This is a genomic window from Mycobacterium sp. NGS64, from assembly GCF_059812245.1.
Genome location: NZ_JCALCI010000018.1, coordinates 1 through 18,360 on the forward strand (window position 1 = coordinate 1; position 18,360 = coordinate 18,360).

Annotated in this window: 21 protein-coding genes, 1 tRNA gene and 1 pseudogene; 13 read left to right on the forward strand and 10 right to left on the reverse strand. The window is 68.7% G+C overall.

What is annotated here, in order from left to right; all coding sequences use genetic code 11:
• Positions 1-33: 33 nt before the first annotated feature.
• The 6 genes from AC5Y4S_RS28695 to AC5Y4S_RS28720 all read right to left on the reverse strand — a co-directional run bounded on the left by AC5Y4S_RS28695 (position 34) and on the right by AC5Y4S_RS28720 (position 5,506).
• Positions 34-1,011, reverse strand: coding sequence for an NADPH:quinone oxidoreductase family protein (locus tag AC5Y4S_RS28695; protein ID WP_500035923.1), 978 nt, complete (start codon positions 1,009-1,011; stop codon positions 34-36).
• Positions 1,011-1,631: a TetR/AcrR family transcriptional regulator gene (locus AC5Y4S_RS28700; RefSeq protein ID WP_500035924.1), complete on the reverse strand. Its 621-nt coding sequence runs from the start codon at positions 1,629-1,631 to the stop codon at positions 1,011-1,013. Before AC5Y4S_RS28700 ends, AC5Y4S_RS28695 begins: the two co-directional genes overlap by 1 nt.
• Complete coding sequence (locus AC5Y4S_RS28705) at positions 1,612-2,895, reverse strand: acyl-CoA dehydrogenase family protein (RefSeq protein ID WP_500035925.1); 1,284 nt, start codon at positions 2,893-2,895, stop codon at positions 1,612-1,614. Before AC5Y4S_RS28705 ends, AC5Y4S_RS28700 begins: the two co-directional genes overlap by 20 nt.
• Positions 2,896-2,970: 75 nt before the next feature.
• Positions 2,971-3,735, reverse strand: coding sequence for an SDR family NAD(P)-dependent oxidoreductase (locus AC5Y4S_RS28710; protein WP_500035926.1), 765 nt, complete (start codon positions 3,733-3,735; stop codon positions 2,971-2,973).
• 1 nt (position 3,736) lies between these two features.
• Positions 3,737-4,768 (reverse strand): phosphotransferase family protein, encoded by a 1,032-nt coding sequence (locus AC5Y4S_RS28715; protein ID WP_500035927.1) that lies wholly within the window; start codon positions 4,766-4,768, stop codon positions 3,737-3,739.
• 66 nt (positions 4,769-4,834) lie between these two features.
• Entirely contained in the window at positions 4,835-5,506 is a 672-nt protein-coding gene (locus AC5Y4S_RS28720; protein ID WP_500035928.1) for a class I SAM-dependent methyltransferase, read from the reverse strand.
• A gap of 77 nt (positions 5,507-5,583) precedes the next feature.
• Between AC5Y4S_RS28720 and AC5Y4S_RS28725 the strand changes: the two genes are divergently transcribed.
• On the forward strand, positions 5,584-6,222 hold the full coding sequence (locus tag AC5Y4S_RS28725) for a histidine phosphatase family protein (RefSeq protein ID WP_500035929.1): 639 nt from the start codon (positions 5,584-5,586) through the stop codon (positions 6,220-6,222).
• Positions 6,223-6,286: 64 nt separating this feature from the next.
• Entirely contained in the window at positions 6,287-7,333 is a 1,047-nt protein-coding gene (locus AC5Y4S_RS28730; RefSeq protein WP_500035930.1) for a phosphotransferase family protein, read from the forward strand.
• A 102-nt stretch (positions 7,334-7,435) separates the two neighbouring features.
• Here the strand turns inward: AC5Y4S_RS28730 and AC5Y4S_RS28735 are convergent, their stop codons facing one another.
• The gene (locus AC5Y4S_RS28735; protein ID WP_500035931.1) at positions 7,436-7,783 is read right to left on the reverse strand and encodes a LapA family protein; all 348 of its coding nucleotides are present in this window, start codon (positions 7,781-7,783) and stop codon (positions 7,436-7,438) included.
• Positions 7,784-7,885: 102 nt separating this feature from the next.
• Between AC5Y4S_RS28735 and AC5Y4S_RS28740 the strand changes: the two genes are divergently transcribed.
• The 5 genes from AC5Y4S_RS28740 to AC5Y4S_RS28760 are packed head-to-tail and all read left to right on the forward strand — an operon-like array spanning position 7,886 to position 11,963.
• Positions 7,886-8,839, forward strand: a complete 954-nt coding sequence (locus AC5Y4S_RS28740; RefSeq protein WP_500035932.1) for an ABC transporter substrate-binding protein — start codon at positions 7,886-7,888, stop codon at positions 8,837-8,839.
• Positions 8,836-9,927 carry an ABC transporter ATP-binding protein gene (locus AC5Y4S_RS28745; protein ID WP_500035933.1) on the forward strand — a complete coding sequence of 364 codons (1,092 nt, stop codon included), beginning with the start codon at positions 8,836-8,838 and terminating at the stop codon, positions 9,925-9,927. The genes AC5Y4S_RS28740 and AC5Y4S_RS28745 overlap by 4 nt, the downstream gene beginning before the upstream one ends.
• Positions 9,928-9,929: 2 nt before the next feature.
• Positions 9,930-10,616, forward strand: a complete 687-nt coding sequence (locus AC5Y4S_RS28750) for an ABC transporter permease (protein ID WP_068179942.1) — start codon at positions 9,930-9,932, stop codon at positions 10,614-10,616.
• On the forward strand, positions 10,613-11,359 hold the full coding sequence (locus AC5Y4S_RS28755) for an ABC transporter permease (protein WP_500035934.1): 747 nt from the start codon (positions 10,613-10,615) through the stop codon (positions 11,357-11,359). Before AC5Y4S_RS28750 ends, AC5Y4S_RS28755 begins: the two co-directional genes overlap by 4 nt.
• A gap of 49 nt (positions 11,360-11,408) precedes the next feature.
• Positions 11,409-11,963: a putative glycolipid-binding domain-containing protein gene (locus AC5Y4S_RS28760; protein WP_500035964.1), complete on the forward strand. Its 555-nt coding sequence runs from the start codon at positions 11,409-11,411 to the stop codon at positions 11,961-11,963.
• On the opposite strand, the gene AC5Y4S_RS28765 is transcribed toward AC5Y4S_RS28760, so the two are convergent.
• The gene (locus AC5Y4S_RS28765) at positions 11,926-12,864 is read right to left on the reverse strand and encodes a prephenate dehydrogenase (protein ID WP_500035965.1); all 939 of its coding nucleotides are present in this window, start codon (positions 12,862-12,864) and stop codon (positions 11,926-11,928) included. The genes AC5Y4S_RS28760 and AC5Y4S_RS28765 overlap by 38 nt on opposite strands.
• Positions 12,865-12,978: 114 nt before the next feature.
• Between AC5Y4S_RS28765 and AC5Y4S_RS28770 the strand changes: the two genes are divergently transcribed.
• The 4 genes and pseudogenes from AC5Y4S_RS28770 to AC5Y4S_RS28785 form a co-directional block, all read left to right on the forward strand.
• Complete coding sequence (locus AC5Y4S_RS28770) at positions 12,979-13,500, forward strand: tRNA adenosine deaminase-associated protein (RefSeq protein WP_068179924.1); 522 nt, start codon at positions 12,979-12,981, stop codon at positions 13,498-13,500.
• Positions 13,501-13,553: 53 nt separating this feature from the next.
• The gene (locus tag AC5Y4S_RS28775) at positions 13,554-14,012 is read left to right on the forward strand and encodes a nucleoside deaminase (RefSeq protein WP_500035935.1); all 459 of its coding nucleotides are present in this window, start codon (positions 13,554-13,556) and stop codon (positions 14,010-14,012) included.
• Positions 14,013-14,137: 125 nt separating this feature from the next.
• A tRNA-Ser gene (locus AC5Y4S_RS28780) sits at positions 14,138-14,227 on the forward strand.
• A gap of 108 nt (positions 14,228-14,335) precedes the next feature.
• Positions 14,336-14,788: pseudogene (locus tag AC5Y4S_RS28785) on the forward strand (arsenate reductase ArsC); the annotation flags it as partial.
• Between the two features lie 28 nt (positions 14,789-14,816).
• Here the strand turns inward: AC5Y4S_RS28785 and AC5Y4S_RS28790 are convergent.
• Together AC5Y4S_RS28790 and AC5Y4S_RS28795 are read right to left on the reverse strand one after the other, a co-directional pair.
• Positions 14,817-15,977 (reverse strand): cellulase family glycosylhydrolase, encoded by a 1,161-nt coding sequence (locus AC5Y4S_RS28790; RefSeq protein WP_500035936.1) that lies wholly within the window; start codon positions 15,975-15,977, stop codon positions 14,817-14,819.
• Between the two features lie 206 nt (positions 15,978-16,183).
• Entirely contained in the window at positions 16,184-16,570 is a 387-nt protein-coding gene (locus AC5Y4S_RS28795) for a hypothetical protein (RefSeq protein WP_500035937.1), read from the reverse strand.
• Between the two features lie 123 nt (positions 16,571-16,693).
• Here AC5Y4S_RS28795 and AC5Y4S_RS28800 point away from each other — a divergent pair, with 123 nt between their 5' ends.
• Together AC5Y4S_RS28800 and AC5Y4S_RS28805 are read left to right on the forward strand one after the other, a co-directional pair.
• On the forward strand, positions 16,694-17,080 hold the full coding sequence (locus AC5Y4S_RS28800) for a DUF2237 family protein (RefSeq protein WP_500035938.1): 387 nt from the start codon (positions 16,694-16,696) through the stop codon (positions 17,078-17,080).
• A gap of 28 nt (positions 17,081-17,108) precedes the next feature.
• Entirely contained in the window at positions 17,109-18,356 is a 1,248-nt protein-coding gene (locus tag AC5Y4S_RS28805; protein WP_500035939.1) for a sulfotransferase family protein, read from the forward strand.
• Positions 18,357-18,360: the final 4 nt, after the last annotated feature.

Here is an 18,360-nt window from a genome sequence, read left to right on the forward strand (position 1 = left end):
CGCCGAACCTGTGCGATTCTGCGTCTGCTCGCGCTACGACGCGTCCACGTCGATGACCACCTTGCCCAGCACCTTTCGCTCGGCCACGTGCCGCAGCGCGGCCGGGGCCTCGGAAAGCGGGAAGCGCGCGCCGATGTAGGGCCGGATCGTGCCGGCGGCGAACATCTGCTCCAGCTCGCGCAGGTCGCGCGCGGCGTCGTCGGCCCGGTCGCCCATGAAGGTGCGGATCTCCATGCCGCGGATCGTGATGCCCTTGAGCAGGACCAGGTTCAGCGGGATGGACGGGATGGTGCCCGACGCGTAGCCGAGGGTGATGAAGCTGCCGCCGCGGGCCAGGCCGCGCAGCGCGGGCTCCGCGTACGGCCCGCCGACGGGGTCCAGGGCCACCCTGGCGGAGTCGCCGGTGAGCTCGCGGATGCGGGTCTTGAGGTCTTCGTGGTCGTAGTCGACGGCGGCCTCGGCGCCGCGCTGCCGGCACAGCTCGAGTTTTTCGGGACTCGACGCGGCGGCCAGCACCCGGGCGCCCATCGCGACCGCCAGGTCCACGGCCGCCAGCCCCACACCGCCGGCGGCACCCAGCACCACCACCCAATCACCTTGTGCCACTGCGGCAATCGACCGCAGCGCGTGATACGCGGTGCGATAGGTCACCCCGAACGCCGCGGCCGACGCGAAGTCGGCGCCGTCGGGTATCAGCGCGGCCGCTCTGGAATCGAGCAGCACCCGCTCGGCAAATGCACCGGTCGGGGTGGTCGCGGAGACCCGCTGCCCCAAGCGAAACGGGGTGCCGTCGCCGACCGCCACCACTTCGCCGGCCAGTTCGCTGCCTGGCACGAACGGAACCGGAATCTTGACCTGATACTTGCCCGCGATCAGCAGCACGTCGGGGAAGTTGACCGCGGCGGCGTGCACCCGCACCACCAGCTGGCCGGGCCCGGGGACCGGATCGGGAAGGTCTTCGACGACCAGGTCCTCCGGCGTGCCATACGAACGGCAGACGACGGCGCGCATCACCCGATCCCCAGGCCGCGCAGGCAAAAGCCCACCAGGTGGGCGATGTCCTCGAGCAGGGGGCGGTCGCCGGATCCCACATATCGGCGCATGGTCGCCGCGGTGCAGGAGAACACCGCCTCGACGTCGCGGTCGACGTCGGTGCTGCCCAGCGCCGCGATGGGCTCGATGAGGAGATCCCGTAGCGGCCGCAGCATTTCGGTGTCGGCCACCCGCCAATTGGGCGCCGACATCTGCCCGGCCGCCGCGCGGCTCATGCTGATCAGGTGCGGGTCGGCCACCTGGGCCAGCGTGCCCTCGATCCAGCGCGCCACCTGGTCTGCCGGCCTGGATTCCTTGGCCATCTGGTGCTGCAGGTAGGACTCGACGATGGCCACGCCGCGTTCCATGACCGCCAGGATGAGCTCGTCCTTGCCCGCGAAGTACCGGTAGAACGCCTTGTTCGACGAGCCGGCCTCGGCGACGATGTCGCTGACCCGCGGCTCCTCGGGCGCGACGCGTTCCATCACCCGCACCGCCGCGGCCAGGATCCGCTCGACCTCCTCGGTCGCCTCGCGCTGGCGGTCGTCCAGGGCGCGCTCGACCGCCGCGGTGACCCTGCTACTGGCCAACGAGCTCACCGTATTTGGCGCGGGCGGCCTCGAGCCGTACGTCCAGCATCTCGTTCGGCCAATCGCCCTCTTCGGCGTCGTAGCCCTTGAGCAGCATCCGCGCCAGGTTGACCTTGTGCGCCTCGGTCGGACCGTCGGCCAGGCCGAGCGCGATGCCGCCGAGCAGCACGTTGACCAGTGGCAGCTGGTCGGTGAGGCCGAGGGCACCGTGGACCTGAATCGCCCGCAGCGCAATCGATTTCAGCACCTGCGACGCCAGGATCTTGCAAGCGGCGATCTCGGCGCGCGCTGCGCGCTCGTCGCCGTTGTCGATGAGCCAGGCGGCGTGCAGCACGGTCAGCCGGAACGGGATCAGCTCCGTATATGAGTCGGCGACGAACTCCTGCACCAACTGCTTGTCGGCCAGCGAGCTGCCCTGGGTGAAGCGGCTTTTCGCGCGCCGCGACATCATCTCGACGGCGCGCTGCGCCATCCCGATCGAGCGCATCGCGTGATGCAGCCGGCCGCCGGCCAGCCGGGTCTGCAGGATCAGGAAGCCCTGACCGGGTTCGCCGAGCAGCGCCTCCGAAGGCACCCGCACCCCGTCGTAGCGGACCAGCGAATGCCCCGGCTCGTGGGGGTCGGCGCCGACGAGGTGGTGGGTGGCCTCCACGTTCAAGCCCGGGGTGCCGGCCGGAATGAGGAACGTCGAGGCGCCCTGGTGGACGGGCACGTCGGGATCGGTGATCGCGACGACGATGAAGAACGACGCGACGGACGCGTTGGAGGAGAAGTACTTTCGCCCGGTGATGATCCAGTCGTCCCCGTCGCGGACCGCGCGGGTGGTGAAGACCCGCGGGTCCGCGCCGCCCTGCGGTTCGGTCATCGAGAAGCAGGAAAAGATCTCCCCGGACAGCAGGCCGGACAGATAGCGGTCCTTCTGGTCCTGGGTTCCGAAGCGGGCGATGATCTCCGCGTTGCCCGTGTCGGGCGCCTGGGTCCCGAACACGATCGGCGCCCACGGGCTGCGCCCGAGGATCTCGTTGATCAGCGTCAGCTTGACCGCGCCGAACCCCTGCCCGCCGAGCTCCGGGCCCAAATGCGGTGCCCACAGGCCGTTGTCGCGGACCTGCTGCTTGAGCGGATCGACGATTCGGCGCCGCTCGTCGTTGAGCGGAAGGAATTCGCAGCCAGGGAACAGCACCTCGAGGGGCTCGACCTCCTCGCGCACAAATTCGCGGATCCAGGTCAGCTTCTTTTCGAACTCCGGTTCGGTGGAGAAGTCCCAGGACATTCGAATGCTCCTACTCGTTCGTTTGGTGGCGACCCGCGTGGCCCGGCTGCGCCGCGCCTGCGATCGCCACGTCTGCTACGGAATTCCGCCGTCGGCCCGCAGGATCGAACCGGTGGTGAAACTGGAGGCGTCGGACGCCAGAAACAGCGCGGCGCCGACGATTTCGCGGGGGTCGCCGGCGCGCTGCAACGCCAGGTGCCCGAACGGCTTGCCCTTGGCCCCCTCGAGGTTCCAGGCCTTGCTCACGTCGGTCAGGAACGGTCCGGCCATCAGCGTGTTGACCCGGACGTCCGGTCCGAACGCCTTCGCCAACGCCTCGGTCATGGCGTTCAAGCCCGCCTTGGCCGAGGCGTACGGGACGATGTCGGGGGCCGGCCGCAGCGATCCGGCCGTGCTCACGTTGATGATCGATCCGCGCCCGGCCGCGACCATCCGCTCGCCCACCAAGGCGGATAACCGGAAGGGGCCCTTGAGATTCAGATTCAGCACCGCGTCGAAGAGCTTCTCGGTGACGTCGGTCAGCTTGTCATACAGGGGCGACATGCCCGCGTTGTTGATCAACGTGTCGACCTTGCCGAACCGCTCGTAGGTGGCCTCGACCAGGCCGTCGAGTTGGTCCCACCGCCCCACGTGCACCTGGTAGGGCATCGCGGAGCGGCCGGTCTCGGCCTCGATCTCCTTGGCGGTCGACACGCAGTTGTCCATGTTGCGGCTGGCGATCACCACATCGGCGCCGCAGTGGGCGACGGCGAACGCCATCTCGCGTCCCAGCCCGCGGCTGCCGCCGGTGATCAGCACCACCTGGTCGGTGAGGTCGAAAAGCTGGTCCGCGTAACCCATTTCAGCGTGCCCCGGCCAGCGTGGCCGCGGTGGCGATGAGCCGCGGGATCATCGCCCCGAAGGTGTCCTGGATGTTCGGGTCGACTTTTCCGGTCTTGACCCCCGCCGCGTAGGTCTTCTCGAGCACGATGCCGAGCTTCCAGTTGGCCAGCACCAGGTAATAGTCGATGTTCTCGGTGGACAGCCCGCTGATCTTCTCGTAGTGCTCGAGCAATTCGCTGCGCGTCGGCATGCCGCGCATGTCGAGGTAGAACCCGTCGGTGCTGGGCTCCTCGCCGTCGTAGCCCAGCAGCGCCCAGGCGAGATCGAGCAGCGGATCGCCGACCGTCGTCATCTCCCAGTCCACGATCGCGGCCAAACGGGCGGGCGCACCGTGCGCGAACATCACGTTGGCGAACTGGTAGTCGCCGTGCATGATGCCGGGCTTGTAGTGGTCGGGCCGGTGGTTGCGCAACCAGTCGGCGGCCTCGTGCAGCCCAGGCAGCTCCCGCACCTTGTAGGCGTCGAGGAACGTCAGCCAGCGATCAACCTGTCGTTCGTGGAAGCCGTCCGGGCGCCCGAAGCCTTCGAGGTCTTGCGCGCGCCAATCCACCCGGCCCAGCTTGGCGGCGCCCTCGACCAGTTGGAACGCCAGCCCGCGACGGGCCTCCAGGTCGGTGTCGAACGGCGCCTGCCATCCGCCGTCCATCGGGCTCCACCCGTCGATCGCCTGCATCACGTAGAACGGCATGCCCAGCACGGTGCCGGTGTCATCGGCGGCGATCAGCGCCGCGTGTGGCACGTCGGTGCCCGACAGCGCGCGGACCAGCCGGATCTCGCGGAGCAGGCCGTCGATGCGGGCCGCGTCGGCGCGCGCGCCCGGCATCCGCAGCACCATTCGTTCGCCGCCGCGTTCGATCAGGTACAGGGTGTTCTGGGAACCCCCCTTGAGCTGGTTCAGCACCGGTTGCTCGCCGGCGCCGGGCGCCCCGCTCGCATCCAGCCAACGGGCAAGGACGCCCGGGTCCAGTTGGGTTTCGCTGACACTCGTCATAGGCTGCACACCCCGCTCTCCGTGGGGAGAATAGCATTCTCCACGGGGCGCGGAAACCCTCGACTGTTATCCGGGCTTGTGCGCGCTCAGCAGGAAGCCCGGCGCCATGAAGTGGCCGTCGGTGTCGTATTCGACCTCGGGCAACGGATCACCGGAAGCCGCGAGCGCGCCGGCGTTGCCGTAGAGCTTGGCGGGGCGCAGATCGTCGACTTGCCAGAGCTCTGCGACGGCGTCGTGCAGCTCCGTCTCGGTGAAGCCGCGCGGGCCGGGCCGGTCGGCGCTCTGAGGGCCCAGGGCCCCCGCGGCGAACGCCAGGATGTACAGCGCCGCCCCCGGCGCGGCGGCCCGAAAGATCGACTGCAGGTAGTCCTGGCGGCTCTCGGGCGGCAGCGCGTGGAACAGTCCGCTGTCCAGAATCGTGGAGAAGCGACCGTCATAGCCCCGGAAGTTGGTGACGTCGGCCTGCGCGAAAGTCGCTGTCGTCAAGCCTCGTTCGGCGGCCGTCGCGGTCGCTGCCTCGACCGCCGTCGCGCTGGCGTCCAGTCCGACGACGGTGTACCCGCGCGCGGCGAGGGCGAGCGACAGCTCGGCGTGGCCGCAGCCGGAGTCCAGGACATCGCTGCGGATCTTGCCCTCGTCGATCAGCGCCGCCAGCTCGGGCTGCGGCCGGCCGATGCTCCACGGCGGCGGCGTTTCCTGCCGGTATGCGGCGTCCCAATCCATCTGCGGCTGTGTCATCTCTCCTCCTCGGGATCGGTGTCGGGGGGCACGATGAGAAACTGGGCGCTGCCCACCATCCGACGACGGGAACAAACATGCAAGTGCTCTTGGTCCGGCATGCGCTACCGCTGCGCAGCGAACACGGCGAGGGTTCCGACCCGGACCTGTCGGAGCAGGGGTGGGCGCAGGTCGAGCGCCTGCCCGACGCGCTCGCCCGGTTTCCCATCGCGCGGGTGGTGAGCAGCCCGCAGCGGCGCGCCATTCAGACCGCCGAACCCGTCGCGGCCGCGCGCCGGCTGCGAGTCGAAATCGACGACCGATTCGCCGAATACGACCGCGACCTTCCCGTCTACATCCCCGTCGAGCAGATCAAAGCCGAACGACCGGAGGAATGGGCCCGCCTGGCCGAGGGGCATCTGCCCAGCGCGGTGGACGAGGACGCGTTTCGTGCGCGCGTCCGCGCGGGGGTCGACGACCTCGTCGCCGCCGCCGACCCCGAGGACACGGTCGCGGTGTTCAGCCACGGCGGGGTGATCAACGTGCTGTTGCACGAAATCCTGGGCACGACGCGGCTGTTGTCCTTCCCCGTCGACTACGCGTCGGTGACCCGGCTGCTGTTCTCGCGGACGGGTCAGGCGACGGTGGCGGGGGTCAACACGGTCGAGCATGTGTGGGATCTGTTGCCGCGAAACCAGCGGCTGCCCGGCGACGATGCAGGCCGTGGAACGGCCTGAGGTGGAGTCGGGCAAATCGGTGGTGGTGAAGTTGACCGACATCAGCGGTGGTAAACAAGTTCGAGTGACTTCAGTTGACCGACTCGACGGGCTCGACCTGGCCTCGCTGGACCGGTACCTGCGTTCGCTCGGGATAGGCCGCGACGGCGAGCTGCGGGGCGAGTTCATCTCCGGTGGCCGCTCGAATCTGACGTTCCGGGTGTACGACGACGCGACCAGCTGGCTGGTGCGCCGCCCGCCGCTGCACGGGCTCACGCCGTCGGCCCACGACATGGCGCGCGAATTCAAGGTCGTCGCCGCGCTGCAGGACACGCCGGTTCCGGTGGCGCGCGCGATCGCGCTGTGTGAGGACGACTCGGTGCTGGGCGCGCCGTTTCAGATCGTCGAATTCGTTGCCGGGCAGGTGGTGCGCCGACGCGCGCAGCTCGAAGCGTTCAGTCACACCGTCATCGACGCCTGCGTCGACTCGTTGATCCGGGTCCTCGTCGATCTGCACAGCGTCGACCCGAACGCCGTGGGGCTGGCCGACTTTGGCAAGCCCAGCGGTTACCTGGAGCGTCAGGTGCGACGCTGGGGTTCGCAATGGGAGCTGGTGCGGCTGCCCGACGACCACCGCGACGCCGACGTCGAACGGCTGCATTCCGGCCTGCGCCAATCCATTCCGCAGCAGAGCCGGACCTCGATCGTGCACGGCGACTACCGGATCGACAACACCATCCTGGACGCCGACGACCCGACGAAGGTGCGCGCGGTCGTGGACTGGGAGCTCTCGACCCTGGGTGACCCGCTGTCCGACGCCGCGCTGATGTGCGTCTACCGCGACCCGGCGCTGGACCTGATCGTCAACGCGCAGGCCGCCTGGACGTCGCCGCTGTTGCCGACGGCGGACGAGCTGGCCGACCGCTACTCGCTGGTGGCCGGGTTGCCGTTGGCGCATTGGGAGTTCTACATGGCGCTGGCGTACTTCAAGCTCGCCATCATCGCCGCCGGCATCGACTTCCGCCGGCGCATGTCGGACTTGGCCAGCGGAAAAGAATCCGAGCACACGCCCGAGGTCGTCGCGCCGCTGATTTCCCGCGGGCTGGCTGAGCTGGCCAAGCTGCCCGGCTGAGTGTGCGCTCAGGGCTTTCGGTGTGAGCCCAGGGCGGGAACCCGGCGATTTTCTCGCCGTGGTCTCACACGCAACGCCCTCGATTCACACCGAAACCCGGCGCTAGAAGTTCTGCGCGGACGCGTGGTGTTTCTTGGCCACGCGGCGCAGCTGGAGAATCCGCGCGGTGCCGACGGCCACGGTGATCAGGCCGCCCACCACGGCGCCCAGCAGAAACGCGACGCCCAGCGGCAGGCTCCAGTGCCAGCTCAAGAACGTAAACCGCGCCGAATCCGTGTTCTGGGCTATGAAGATCAACAGCAGGATCAGGATCAGGAAGCCGACGATCAGGAAGGTCCATAAAGCCCCGGCGCGGGTGAACCCGACGGCCGGTTCCTTGGGCGTCGCGCCGACGTGCGGATCCGGCGGCGGTGGAGGCGGGGGAGGGGGGACAGGAGTTTGGCCGCTCATAATCTCATCTTTGTCCCATCCTGCGCAGATTGAAACAAATCCACCCAAACCGACGCCCGCGGCCTGCCGCGTCGCAGCGGTTCTGCCGTTAGTGTCGGCGGTATGAGGATGCGGCTGCGCGCGCGCCGCGTGACTGTCCGGGCGGCAGCGTGGCTGGCGGCGGTAGGTCTGATCGCGGCGTGCAGCAATTCCGATCCGCTGGGGACGCAGATGCGCAGCCCGAAATCGATCGTGGTCGGCTCCGGCGACTTTCCGGAGTCGGAGATTGTCGCCGAGATCTACGCGGAAGCGTTGCAGGCCAACGGGTTCGAGATCGGGCGGCGGATGGGGATCGGCAGCAGGGAGACGTATGTTCCTGCGCTGAAGGATCATTCCATCGACTTGGTGCCCGAATACATCGGGAACCTGCTGTTGTACTTCGCGCCCGACTCCACCGCGACCATGCTCGACGACGTCGAGCTGGAGCTGTACAAGAAGCTCCCCGGTGACCTGTCGATCCTGACGCCGTCGCCGGCCTCGGACACCGACACGGTCACCGTCACCAGCGGCACGGCCGGCGACTGGAACCTCAAAACGATCGGCGATCTGGCGGCGCACTCGCCGGATGTGCGCTTCGGGGCGCCCTCGGCGTTCGAGACGCGCCCGTCCGGGCTGCCGGGCCTGCGACAGAAGTACGGACTCAACATCGCCCCGGGCAACTTCGTCGCGATCAACGACGGCGGCGGCGCGGTGACCGTGCGCGCATTGGTGGAGGGGAAGGTGACGGCCGCCAACATCCTCAGCACCTCACCGGCGATGCTGCAGAATCATCTGGTGGCGCTCGAGGATCCGCAGCACAACTTTCTGGCCGGCAACATTGTGCCGCTGGTGAATTCGCAGAAGAAGTCGGACCGCCTCAAGGACGTGCTGGATGCGGTGTCGGCGAAGCTGACGACCTCCGGTCTGGCCCACCTCAACGCCGCGGTGTCGGGCAACTCCGGCATCGATCCCGATCAGGCGGCGCGAAACTGGGTGCGCGACAACGGCTTCAACCACCCGATCGGTCAGCAGCGTTGATCGTCTTCGACAACGTCAGCAAGGTGTTCGCCGACGGGACGACGGCCGTCGACCGGCTGAGCCTGGTGGTCCCCAACGGCGAATTAACGGTATTCGTAGGCTCTTCGGGCAGCGGCAAGACCACGGCGCTGCGGATGATCAACCGGATGATCGAGCCGACCTCCGGCCGGATAACCGTCAACGGGGCGGATGTGTCGACCGTCAATCCGGTACGACTGCGTCTCGGGATCGGCTACGTAATCCAGCACGCCGGCCTGATGCCCCATCAGCGCGTGATCGACAACGTCGCAACGGTTCCGGTGCTCAAGGGCAGGTCTCGCCGGGATGCCCGCAAGGCCGCCTACGAGGTGCTCGAGCGCGTCGGGTTGGACCCCAAGATCGCCACCCGCTATCCGGCGCAGCTCTCCGGCGGCGAACAACAACGCGTCGGCGTGGCGCGCGCGCTGGCCGCCGACCCGCCGATCCTGTTGATGGACGAGCCGTTCTCCGCCGTCGACCCGGTGGTGCGCCACGAGCTGCAGAACGAAATCCTGCGCCTGCAAAGCGAACTGCACAAGACCACCGTGTTCGTCACGCACGACATCGACGAGGCGCTGCGACTCGGCGAACGGATCGCGGTATTCAGGGACGGCGTGCTGCAGCAGTACGACGAACCCGCGCATCTGCTGTCGCGTCCGGCCAACGAATTCGTCGCCCGGTTCATCGGTCTGGGCCGCGGGTATCGGTGGCTGCAGCTCATGGGCGCGGACGGGCTGCCGTTGCACGACATCGACCGGGTCGCCGCGGCCAGCCTCCCCGACGCGAGCCTCCCGGACGGCTGGGCGGTGGTGGTCGACGACGCCGGCGTCCCGGTGGGCTGGATCGACGCCGAGGGCCTGCGCAAGCACCGCGCGGGCGCGTCGTTGTCCGACAGCATGGGCGGCGTCGGGTCGGTGTTCCGCCCCGACGGCAACCTCAGCCACGCCCTCGACGCGGCGCTGTCCTCGCCGTCGGGCCTGGGGGTCGCCGTCGACGACGGGGGCAAGCTGATCGGCGGCGTGCTGGCCGCCGACGTGCTGGCCGCGGTGGAAGCCCGGCGAAGGGCTTAGGCATGCACTACCTGCTCACCCACCTCGACGACGCCTGGGCCCTGACCGTCGTCCATCTGCGGCTCTCGCTGGTGCCGGTCGTGATCGGGTTGGCCATCGCGGTGCCGCTGGGCGTGCTGGTGCAGCGCGCACCGATCGCCCGGCGGCTGACGACCGCCACCGCAAGCGTCGTGTTCACCGTCCCGTCGCTGGCGCTGTTCGTGGTGTTGCCGACGATCATCGGGACCCGGATCCTCGACGAGGCCAACGTCATGGTGGCGCTGACGGCATACACCGCCGCGCTGTTGGTGCGGGCGGTGCTCGAGGCGCTGGACGCGGTGCCCGCCCAAGTGAGCGACGCCGCCACCGCCATCGGCTACCCGGCGATCAAGCGGATGCTGAAAGTCGAACTGCCGCTGTCCATTCCGGTTCTCGTCGCCGGGCTGCGCGTCGTGGTGGTGACCAACATCGCGATGGTCTCGGTGGGTTCGGTGATCGGCATCGGCGGCCTGGGCACCTGGTTCACCGAGGGCTACCAGACCGACAAGAGCGATCAGATCGTCGCCGGCATCATCGCGCTGTTCGTGCTCGCGATCGCCATCGACGCGCTCATCGTCCTGGCGGGCCGGCTGGCCACGCCGTGGGAGCGGGCCGGGCGCACGCCGCGCCGCCGGTCGGTGGTGGCCCCAGTCGTGGGCGGTGCGCGATGAACTTCGTGCAGCAGGCCGTCTCCTACCTCCTGACCGCCGACAACTGGACCGGCCCCGTCGGCCTGGCTTCGCGCATTCTCGAACACCTGGAGTACACAGCGATCGCGGTGGGCGCGTCGGCGTTGATCGCCGTCCCGGTCGGGCTCATCATCGGGCACACCGGGCGCGGCACGCTCCTGGTGGTCGGCGCCGTCAACGGCCTGCGCGCCCTGCCGACGCTGGGCGTGCTGCTGCTGGGGGTGCTGCTGTTCGGGCTGGGTTTGGGGCCGCCGCTGGTCGCCCTGATGTTGCTGGGCGTGCCGTCGCTGCTGGCCGGCACCTATGCGGGCATCGCCAACGTCGAGCCGACGGTCGTCGACGCCGCCCGGGCGATGGGCATGACGGAGGCCCAGGTGCTGCTGCGCGCGGAGATACCCAACGCGCTGCCGCTGATCCTGGGCGGGCTGCGCAACGCGACGCTGCAGGTGGTCGCCACCGCAACCGTCGCCGCCTACGCCAGCCTCGGCGGCCTGGGCCGATACCTGATCGACGGGATCAAGGAGCGCGAGTTTCACCTCGCGCTGGTCGGCGCGCTGATGGTGGCCGCATTGGCGCTGATCCTCGACGGCCTGTTGGCGCTCGCGGTGTGGGCGTCGGCGCCCGGTACCGGCCGGTTACGCGGGCGGGTACGTCGGCGCGACCACGTGACGCCGACCGCACTTGTCGACAAACGTGCCGCCGTCGGTGGACAAGTTTTACGGTAGAAGAGTGAACACGGCCTCCTCCGACCCCGCCCGGCGCGTATGGCAGGCGATGTTGACCTGGCGCGCACAGGACATCTCGCGCATGGAATCGGTACGAATTCAGTTGTCCAACAAGCGGATGAGGGCTAACGGGCGCATCGTCGCCGCCGCCACCCCGACCAATCCGGCGTTCGGCGCCTACTACGACCTGCAGACCGACGAGACCGGCGCCACCAAGCGGCTCGGGTTGACCGTGACGTTGGCCGAGCGCGAACGAGTGCTCTCGATCGCCCGCGACGAGGAAAACATGTGGCTCGTCACCGACCACCAGGGCGAGCGGCGCGCCGGTTACAACGGCGCGCTCGACGTCGACGTGGTGTTCAGCCCGTTCTTCAACGCGCTGCCGATCCGGCGCCTCGCTCTGCACGAACGGGCGGACACGGTGACGCTGCCCATGGTCTACGTGAACGTGCCCGACATGAGCGTCACCGCGGCGACCGTCAGCTACACCAGCGAGGGCCGTCTCGACGGAATCAAGTTGCGCTCTCCCGTCGCCGACACCACCGTGAGCGTCGACGAGGACGGCTTCATTGTGGACTACCCAAGCTTGGCAGAGCGGATCTGATCACCCCGCCCGCCCGGCCCGCGGCGGCCAGTTCCTCGCGCCACTTCTCCTCGCCGATGACGATCGTGAAGATGTCGGAGCGCGGGAAGCTGTCGTAACGCGTCCGCGCGGCGTGGCCGGCATCGATGAGGTCGGCCAGTGAGTTGTGGCTGGCCAGCGAGTCGCGGGCGCGGCCCAGCAACTCGATGACCTGGTCGACGGCCGGGAGCAGCTGCTCGGAGTTGCCCTCGCACATCGCCCGGACCAGGTCCGGGGCGGTGCCGGCGACCCGGGTGCCGTCGCGGAACGAGCCGGCCGCCAGCGCGAACGCCAGCGGGACCTCGCCCGCGGTGACCGCCAGCGCCTCGGCGAGCAGGTGCGGCAGGTGCGAGATGGCGGCCGCCGCGGCGTCGTGCTCGTCCGATTTGGCCGGTACCACCAGCGCCCCGCAGTCCAGCGCCAGCGTCATCACCATCGACCACACCACGGGGTCGACGTGGTCGTCGACGCTGATGACCCACGGGGCCCGGGTGAACAGACCGGCGTATCCGGCGGCCCAGCCCGAGTCCGCGGTGCCCGTCATGGGGTGGCCGCCGACGAAGCGTTCCAGCAGACCGGCCTCGGTCACCTCTTTCAGCACCGCGCTCTTGACGCTGGTGACGTCGGTCAGCGGGCAAGCGGGGGCCAGCTCGCTGATGTGGGCGAGCATGCCTGCCAGCGCCGGCATCGGCACGGCCACGACGATCAGCGCATCGGTATCGGCGGCCCGCGTCAGGGTGTGGCTGAGATCGGTGCTGGCGTCGAAGCCGTCGGCGGTGGCCGCGTGCGCGCCCTCGACCGATCGGTTGTAGCCGAACACGTCGCGGCCTGCCGCGGTCGCGGCCCGCATGATCGAGCCGCCGATCAGGCCCAGCCCCAGCACGCAAACCGGAGTCTTGGATACAGGGTGCGCCACCGTCTTAGGTTTGCACACTTTCGGCGGGCGGCGGTGTTCCGTCTGGTCAGTTGGGCTGGTCAGCGACTAGCGTAGGCGCCCATGGGAGCACAGCGCGCTCCAGCGCAAGGCCCGTCCGCGGACGCACCGGACGGCTTCGGCGTTGCCGTCGTGCGAGAAGAGGGTAAGTGGCGCTGTTATCCCATGGGCGCCAAGGCGCTGACGAGCCTTCAGACCGCCGAGACGGAGCTGCGTGAGCTGCGCAGCTCGGGCGCGGTGTTCGGGCTGCTTGACGTCGACGACGAGTTCTTCGTCATCGTGCGCCCGGGCCCGTCCGGGACCCGGCTGCTGCTCTCCGACGCCACGGCCGCGCTGGACTACGACATCGCCGCCGAGGTGCTCGACAACCTCGACGCCGACATCGATCCCGAAGACCTCGAGGACGCCGACCCGTTCGAGGAGGGCGACCTCGGGTTGCTGTCCGACGTCGGGCTCCCCGAGGCGGTGCTCGGCGTCATCCTCGACGAGACCGACCTGTACGCCGACGAGCAACTCGGCCGCATCGCCCGCGAGATGGGCTTTGCCGACCAGCTGTCGGCGGTGATCGACCGCCTCGGTCGGTGATCGCGAGCGCGGCGGAGCCGGGCGAAGCGGGTCGCCGCCATCAAGCCGGGTCGGTGAGTACTGACGAAGACCTGATCCGTTCCGCACTCAAGGTCGCCGCGACGGCGGGGCCGCGCGACGTGCCGATCGGTGCGGTGGTCGTCGGCGCCGACGGGAGAGAGCTCGCCCGGGCGGTGAATGCCCGTGAGGCCCTTGGCGATCCGACCGCGCACGCCGAAATCCTGGCGATGCGGGCGGCCGCTGGCGTGCTCGGCGACGGTTGGCGGCTGGAGGGGGCCACGCTGGCGGTGACGGTCGAGCCGTGCACCATGTGCGCCGGCGCGCTGGTGCTGGCCCGCGTCGCGCGGCTGGTGTTCGGGGCGTGGGAGCCCAAGACGGGAGCGGTCGGGTCGCTGTGGGACGTGGTCCGCGACCGTCGGCTCAACCACCGCCCCGAGGTGCGCGGCGGCGTGCTAGCGCGGGAGTGCGCCGCGCCGCTGGAGGCCTTCTTCGCCCGCCAGCGATCGGGGTGAGTTCCTGCCGCGTCGAGATTGCCCTGAGGGCGGTGATCTCGCCGCGAGCACAACCATGGCGGCAATCTCGGTGGCCAGAATCAGCGATTGGGGCGTGCGGCCTCCGGTTCGGTAAGCTGCCTGGCGGTGGCGTGTCCGAGCGGCCTAAGGAGCACGCCTCGAAAGCGTGTGACGGCTAAAACCGTCCGAGGGTTCAAATCCCTCCGCCACCGCCACGGAAAGAATAGGAACGGCAGGTAACGCGCCTGCTTAACGCCCCAGCGCTGCTGAGTGGCGACGTTTGGGCACAAAATGTGCAAATTTCGAATCAAAAATTCCATAGGTTGGCGGTGCGCAATCCACTCCCGGAGCCCCCGCCGATGACAGAAAAACCCAGCGTCTTGTTCGTCTGCGTGCACAACGCCGGCCGCTCTCAAATGGCCGCCGGGCTGCTCACGCACCTCGCAGGTGACCGCATCGACGTGCGCTCCGCCGGAACCCAACCCGCCTCGGTGATCAGCCCCGCCGCCGTCGCGGCCATGGCGGAAATCGGCGTCGACATCACCGCCGCGGCCCCCAAACTCCTCACCCCCGGCGCCGTGCGGGCCGGCGACATCGTGATCACCATGGGCTGCGGCGACATCAGCCCCCACTTACCCGGAGTCACCTACCGCGACTGGAAACTGGCGGACCCGGAAGGCCAGCCCGCCGACATCGTTCGCGCCATCCGCGATGACATCGCCAAGCACGTCCACGCACTCATCGCCGAACTGCTTCCCACCACAAACACCCCGTAGTTGCCTCTTTGCGCAGCTCGGAGGCGTCTTACGTGGGGCCGCCGCCGCCCAGGCTGCGGGCCGTCTGGAATTCGCTGTCCCGATAGGGCCGGCCATCGGGTTGCAGCAGGTCGTGAAACCACACCTTCGGCGGCGCCGCGTAGGGGTGATCCCACGAGTCCCACGGGAAGTACGTCTGGGTCTTCCCGGCGACCAGCCCCCAGTTGAACGCGCCGATGTTCCGGCGCTTCGCGATGGGCAGGATCGACTCGATGGTGCTGCCCTGGGGGCGGGCCATGTACTCCGTGCAGATGATCGGCCGCCCATGCGGTTCGAGCTCGGCGACCCGCGACTCGAAGCCCGCCGGTTCTGCGTAGGAGTGGAACGTGATGACGTCGGCGTTGCTGAGCTGGATGTCGCTGATCGCGCTGGCGCCCGCGCGCTCGCCCTGGTCGGCGCCTCGCCACACGCCGCTCGTCAGGGGTTGACTGGGATCGACCGAACGGGCCCAGCGGAACACCTGGGGGAGCAGCTCCGCGACCCGCTCCAGCTTGTCCTTCCGCTCGACCTTGGCGTACACGCGCGCGGGATTGTCCGGCTCGTTCCACATGTCCCAACCCAAAACCCGGTTGTCACTGCGGAATTGGGTCAACACGCTCGTCACGTAGTCGTGCAGGACTTGGGTGTAGGCGGGGTCGCCGAGGCGTTCCGCGCCGGGGCTCTGCACCCACCCCGAGTTGTGGACGCCGGGCCTCGGCGCGCGCTGCGGGCCGAGTTTGGGGAACGGGTCCCAGCACGAGTCGAAGAACACGAACAGCGGCCGGATGCCGTGACTGGCGGCGACGCTGACGAACTGCGCGAGGCGATTGTGAAAACCCCTCGCATCCTGCGCCCACAACTGGTCATGCAGGAAAACCCGCACGCTGTTGAAACCGTAGGCCCGGGCCCAGCTCAGCTCGGTGTTGATGCGCCGAAGGTCGTAGGTGGCGGGCTGGAACATCTCGAGCTGATTGATGGCGTTCGACGTGATGTAGTTCGCGCCGACGAGCCATCCTTGCGCCTGATACCAGCGGTTGGCCCGGTCGGGCGACCACCGGGTGATCTCACCGGAGGAGCGCGGCGCCGGGTCCGCGGAGGCGCCTGGTACGTGAGCCAGGGCCGTGCCCGCCGCCAGCAGCAATGGAAGCTTCAAGGCTGTACGACGATGCACCAAATGACGATAAATTTCCCGCGGCCCCGGACCCGGTATTTGGCCAGCGCGTCGCGCCGCCTTCTCGGCGCCGCGGAAATTGTTATCTTGTTGTGACCTAGGGGCATTCGCGCCTAGGGTCGGGCGTCATGACGGGCCGGCCACCCCGACAAAACGGATTTCCTTGGTGTGCAAGGCCATTGCGCGCTAAGCGAAAACGGCCCTGCTCAAATGTCAAGGGACGGCGGCGCCCACCCGGTCACGACAAGCGGCAGCGAGACCGCCGTATCACCGCAACTGACCTCGATCGTCCAGCGGCCGTCAACGGGCAGCCGCGCCTCGATTTCGAAGAAGGCGAACCCCGGAAATTCCCCGACGGCGGCCTCGGGCGCGTCGAACCACTTGTATTGCGCCGCGTCGAGCGTCGGCGGTTTGAGTTCCACGTCGACCCGTCGGTCCGAATCCTCGCTGTCGGCCTGCGTCAGTACCACGAGGACAACCCGGGCGTACCGGTCGGGCCCGACCGTAAACTTCGACAGCACGCCGCCCTGCACGTTGAGCTTGTTGTCGACGGTCGCGGCCGCTTCCGCCAGGAAAGCCCCGGAAAGTTTCACAGGCAGAACCTACCGCGCAGCCCGGCCGCTCGGGCGCCGAATGCCGGCGGCGGCAAAAAATCGGCCGGAGCGGATGGGCAAAGTGACTACAAATTTCGCACCCGGGGGCGCGATACTAAACCGGTGCCTGATCGCAACGTGCTCGGCGGTCCGCTGGAACCGTGCGGCACCGACCCGCTTACAGGTTTCTACCGCGACGGCTGCTGCTCGACGGGCGAGGAAGACCTCGGCCGGCACACGATCTGCGCGGTGATGACCGCCGAATTCCTGGAACACCAGCGTTCCATCGGCAACGACTTGCTGACGCCCGTCCCCGAGCACCGGTTCCCCGGCCTGCTGCCCGGCGACCGCTGGTGCGTCACCGCCCTGAACTGGCTCCGGGCCCACAACGACGGGTGCGCAGCGCCCGTGGTGTTGGCGTCCACCCACGAGCGCACGCTCGAGGTGGTGCCCCTGGAGGCGCTGCAGGAACACAAGGTCGACGTTCCCGACGACCTGGCCAACCTGTAGAGCTCGCGTGGCTTCTACGGTCGGCGGCGTGGATGACATCGACTTCGACGACCTGACGTCGCCCCGGCTGACCGACGTCCAGCGCCAGATCCTCGAATTCACCGAGGCGAGGCGCGTCGACTTCGACGTCGACCGGATGCTGGCCGAAGCGGTCGAGCAAGCGGGGGCCGACGACCTGGACGACACCGACGGGTTCGGCGACCGGCTGGCCGCACACGTGGCGGCCATCGAAGCGGACGAAGGCCTGACCCAGCTCAGCCGTTCGTCGCTGCGGCAACGCGTGGTTCGACTGCTGCGCAACCGGCTGTCGCTGACCGATCTGGTCAAGCGGTATCCGGAAATCGAATCGATCCCCATCGAGAAGCCCTTCATCGTGGTCGGGATGCCGCGCTCCGGAACCACGCACCTGGTCAACCTCATCGCGGCCGACCCGCGCCGGCGCGCGCTGCCCTACTGGGAGAGCCAGGAACCGATACCGGCGCGCGGCCAAGGCCCCGACATATCCGGCGTCGACCCCCGCTACGCGCGGGCCAAGGCCGAACACGACGCGCTCATGGCCAGCGCCCCGGTGGTGGCCGCCATGCACGACCGCTTCCCCGAGGCGATCGAGGAGGAGGTCGAACTCCTCGACCTCGACCTTGCCGGCTACGTCCTGGAATGGCATGCGCGCGTGCCGGATTGGCGCGACTATTACCTGGGGCTCGACCAGACCCGGCATTACGCGTACCTGAAGAAGGTTCTGCAGGCGCTGACCTTCCTGCGTGGTCCGCGGACCTGGGTGCTGAAGAGCCCGCAGCACTGCGAGCAGCTCGGCCCGCTGATGGCGACCTTTCCCGACGCGACCGTGGCTTTCACCCACCGCGATCCCGTCGCGGTGGTCCAGTCGGCCATCACGATGATGGCCTATTCGGACCGGCTGCGCCGGACCACCATCGACCCGGAATGGCTGCTGGACTACTGGAGCGACCGCGTGCAGCGGCTGCTCGGCGCGTGCGTGCGCGACCGGGACCTCGTTGCGGCCGAACGCAGCATCGACGTCAGCTTCCACCACCTCAACGGCAACGAAATGCCGCTGCTGGAGCAGCTGTACCAGCGCGGGGGAGTCGAGCTGACGCCCAAGGTACGCGCCCGCTTGCAGAACTACCTGGACGGCAACCCGCGGGGCAAACACGGCCGCGTCCGCTACGCGCTGCAACGGCACTTCGGCATCTCGCCCGACGAACTGCGCGGGCGCTTCGAGTTCTATTTCAACCGATTCGACGTCCGGCCCGAATGAAGGA

Bases quoted from the DNA above. Each gene is read 5' to 3' on its own strand.
- AC5Y4S_RS28695 (WP_500035923.1), bottom strand. From the start codon at position 1,011: ATGCGCGCCGTCGTCTGCCGTTCGTATGGCACGCCGGAGGACCTGGTC.
- AC5Y4S_RS28705 (WP_500035925.1), bottom strand. From the start codon at position 2,895: ATGTCCTGGGACTTCTCCACCGAACCGGAGTTCGAAAAGAAGCTGACC.
- AC5Y4S_RS28710 (WP_500035926.1), bottom strand. From the start codon at position 3,735: ATGGGTTACGCGGACCAGCTTTTCGACCTCACCGACCAGGTGGTGCTG.
- AC5Y4S_RS28715 (WP_500035927.1), bottom strand. From the start codon at position 4,768: ATGACGAGTGTCAGCGAAACCCAACTGGACCCGGGCGTCCTTGCCCGT.
- AC5Y4S_RS28720 (WP_500035928.1), bottom strand. From the start codon at position 5,506: ATGACACAGCCGCAGATGGATTGGGACGCCGCATACCGGCAGGAAACG.
- AC5Y4S_RS28725 (WP_500035929.1), top strand. From the start codon at position 5,584: ATGCAAGTGCTCTTGGTCCGGCATGCGCTACCGCTGCGCAGCGAACAC.
- AC5Y4S_RS28735 (WP_500035931.1), bottom strand. From the start codon at position 7,783: ATGAGCGGCCAAACTCCTGTCCCCCCTCCCCCGCCTCCACCGCCGCCG.
- AC5Y4S_RS28740 (WP_500035932.1), top strand. From the start codon at position 7,886: ATGAGGATGCGGCTGCGCGCGCGCCGCGTGACTGTCCGGGCGGCAGCG.
- AC5Y4S_RS28750 (WP_068179942.1), top strand. From the start codon at position 9,930: ATGCACTACCTGCTCACCCACCTCGACGACGCCTGGGCCCTGACCGTC.
- AC5Y4S_RS28755 (WP_500035934.1), top strand. From the start codon at position 10,613: ATGAACTTCGTGCAGCAGGCCGTCTCCTACCTCCTGACCGCCGACAAC.
- AC5Y4S_RS28760 (WP_500035964.1), top strand. From the start codon at position 11,409: ATGTTGACCTGGCGCGCACAGGACATCTCGCGCATGGAATCGGTACGA.
- AC5Y4S_RS28770 (WP_068179924.1), top strand. From the start codon at position 12,979: ATGGGAGCACAGCGCGCTCCAGCGCAAGGCCCGTCCGCGGACGCACCG.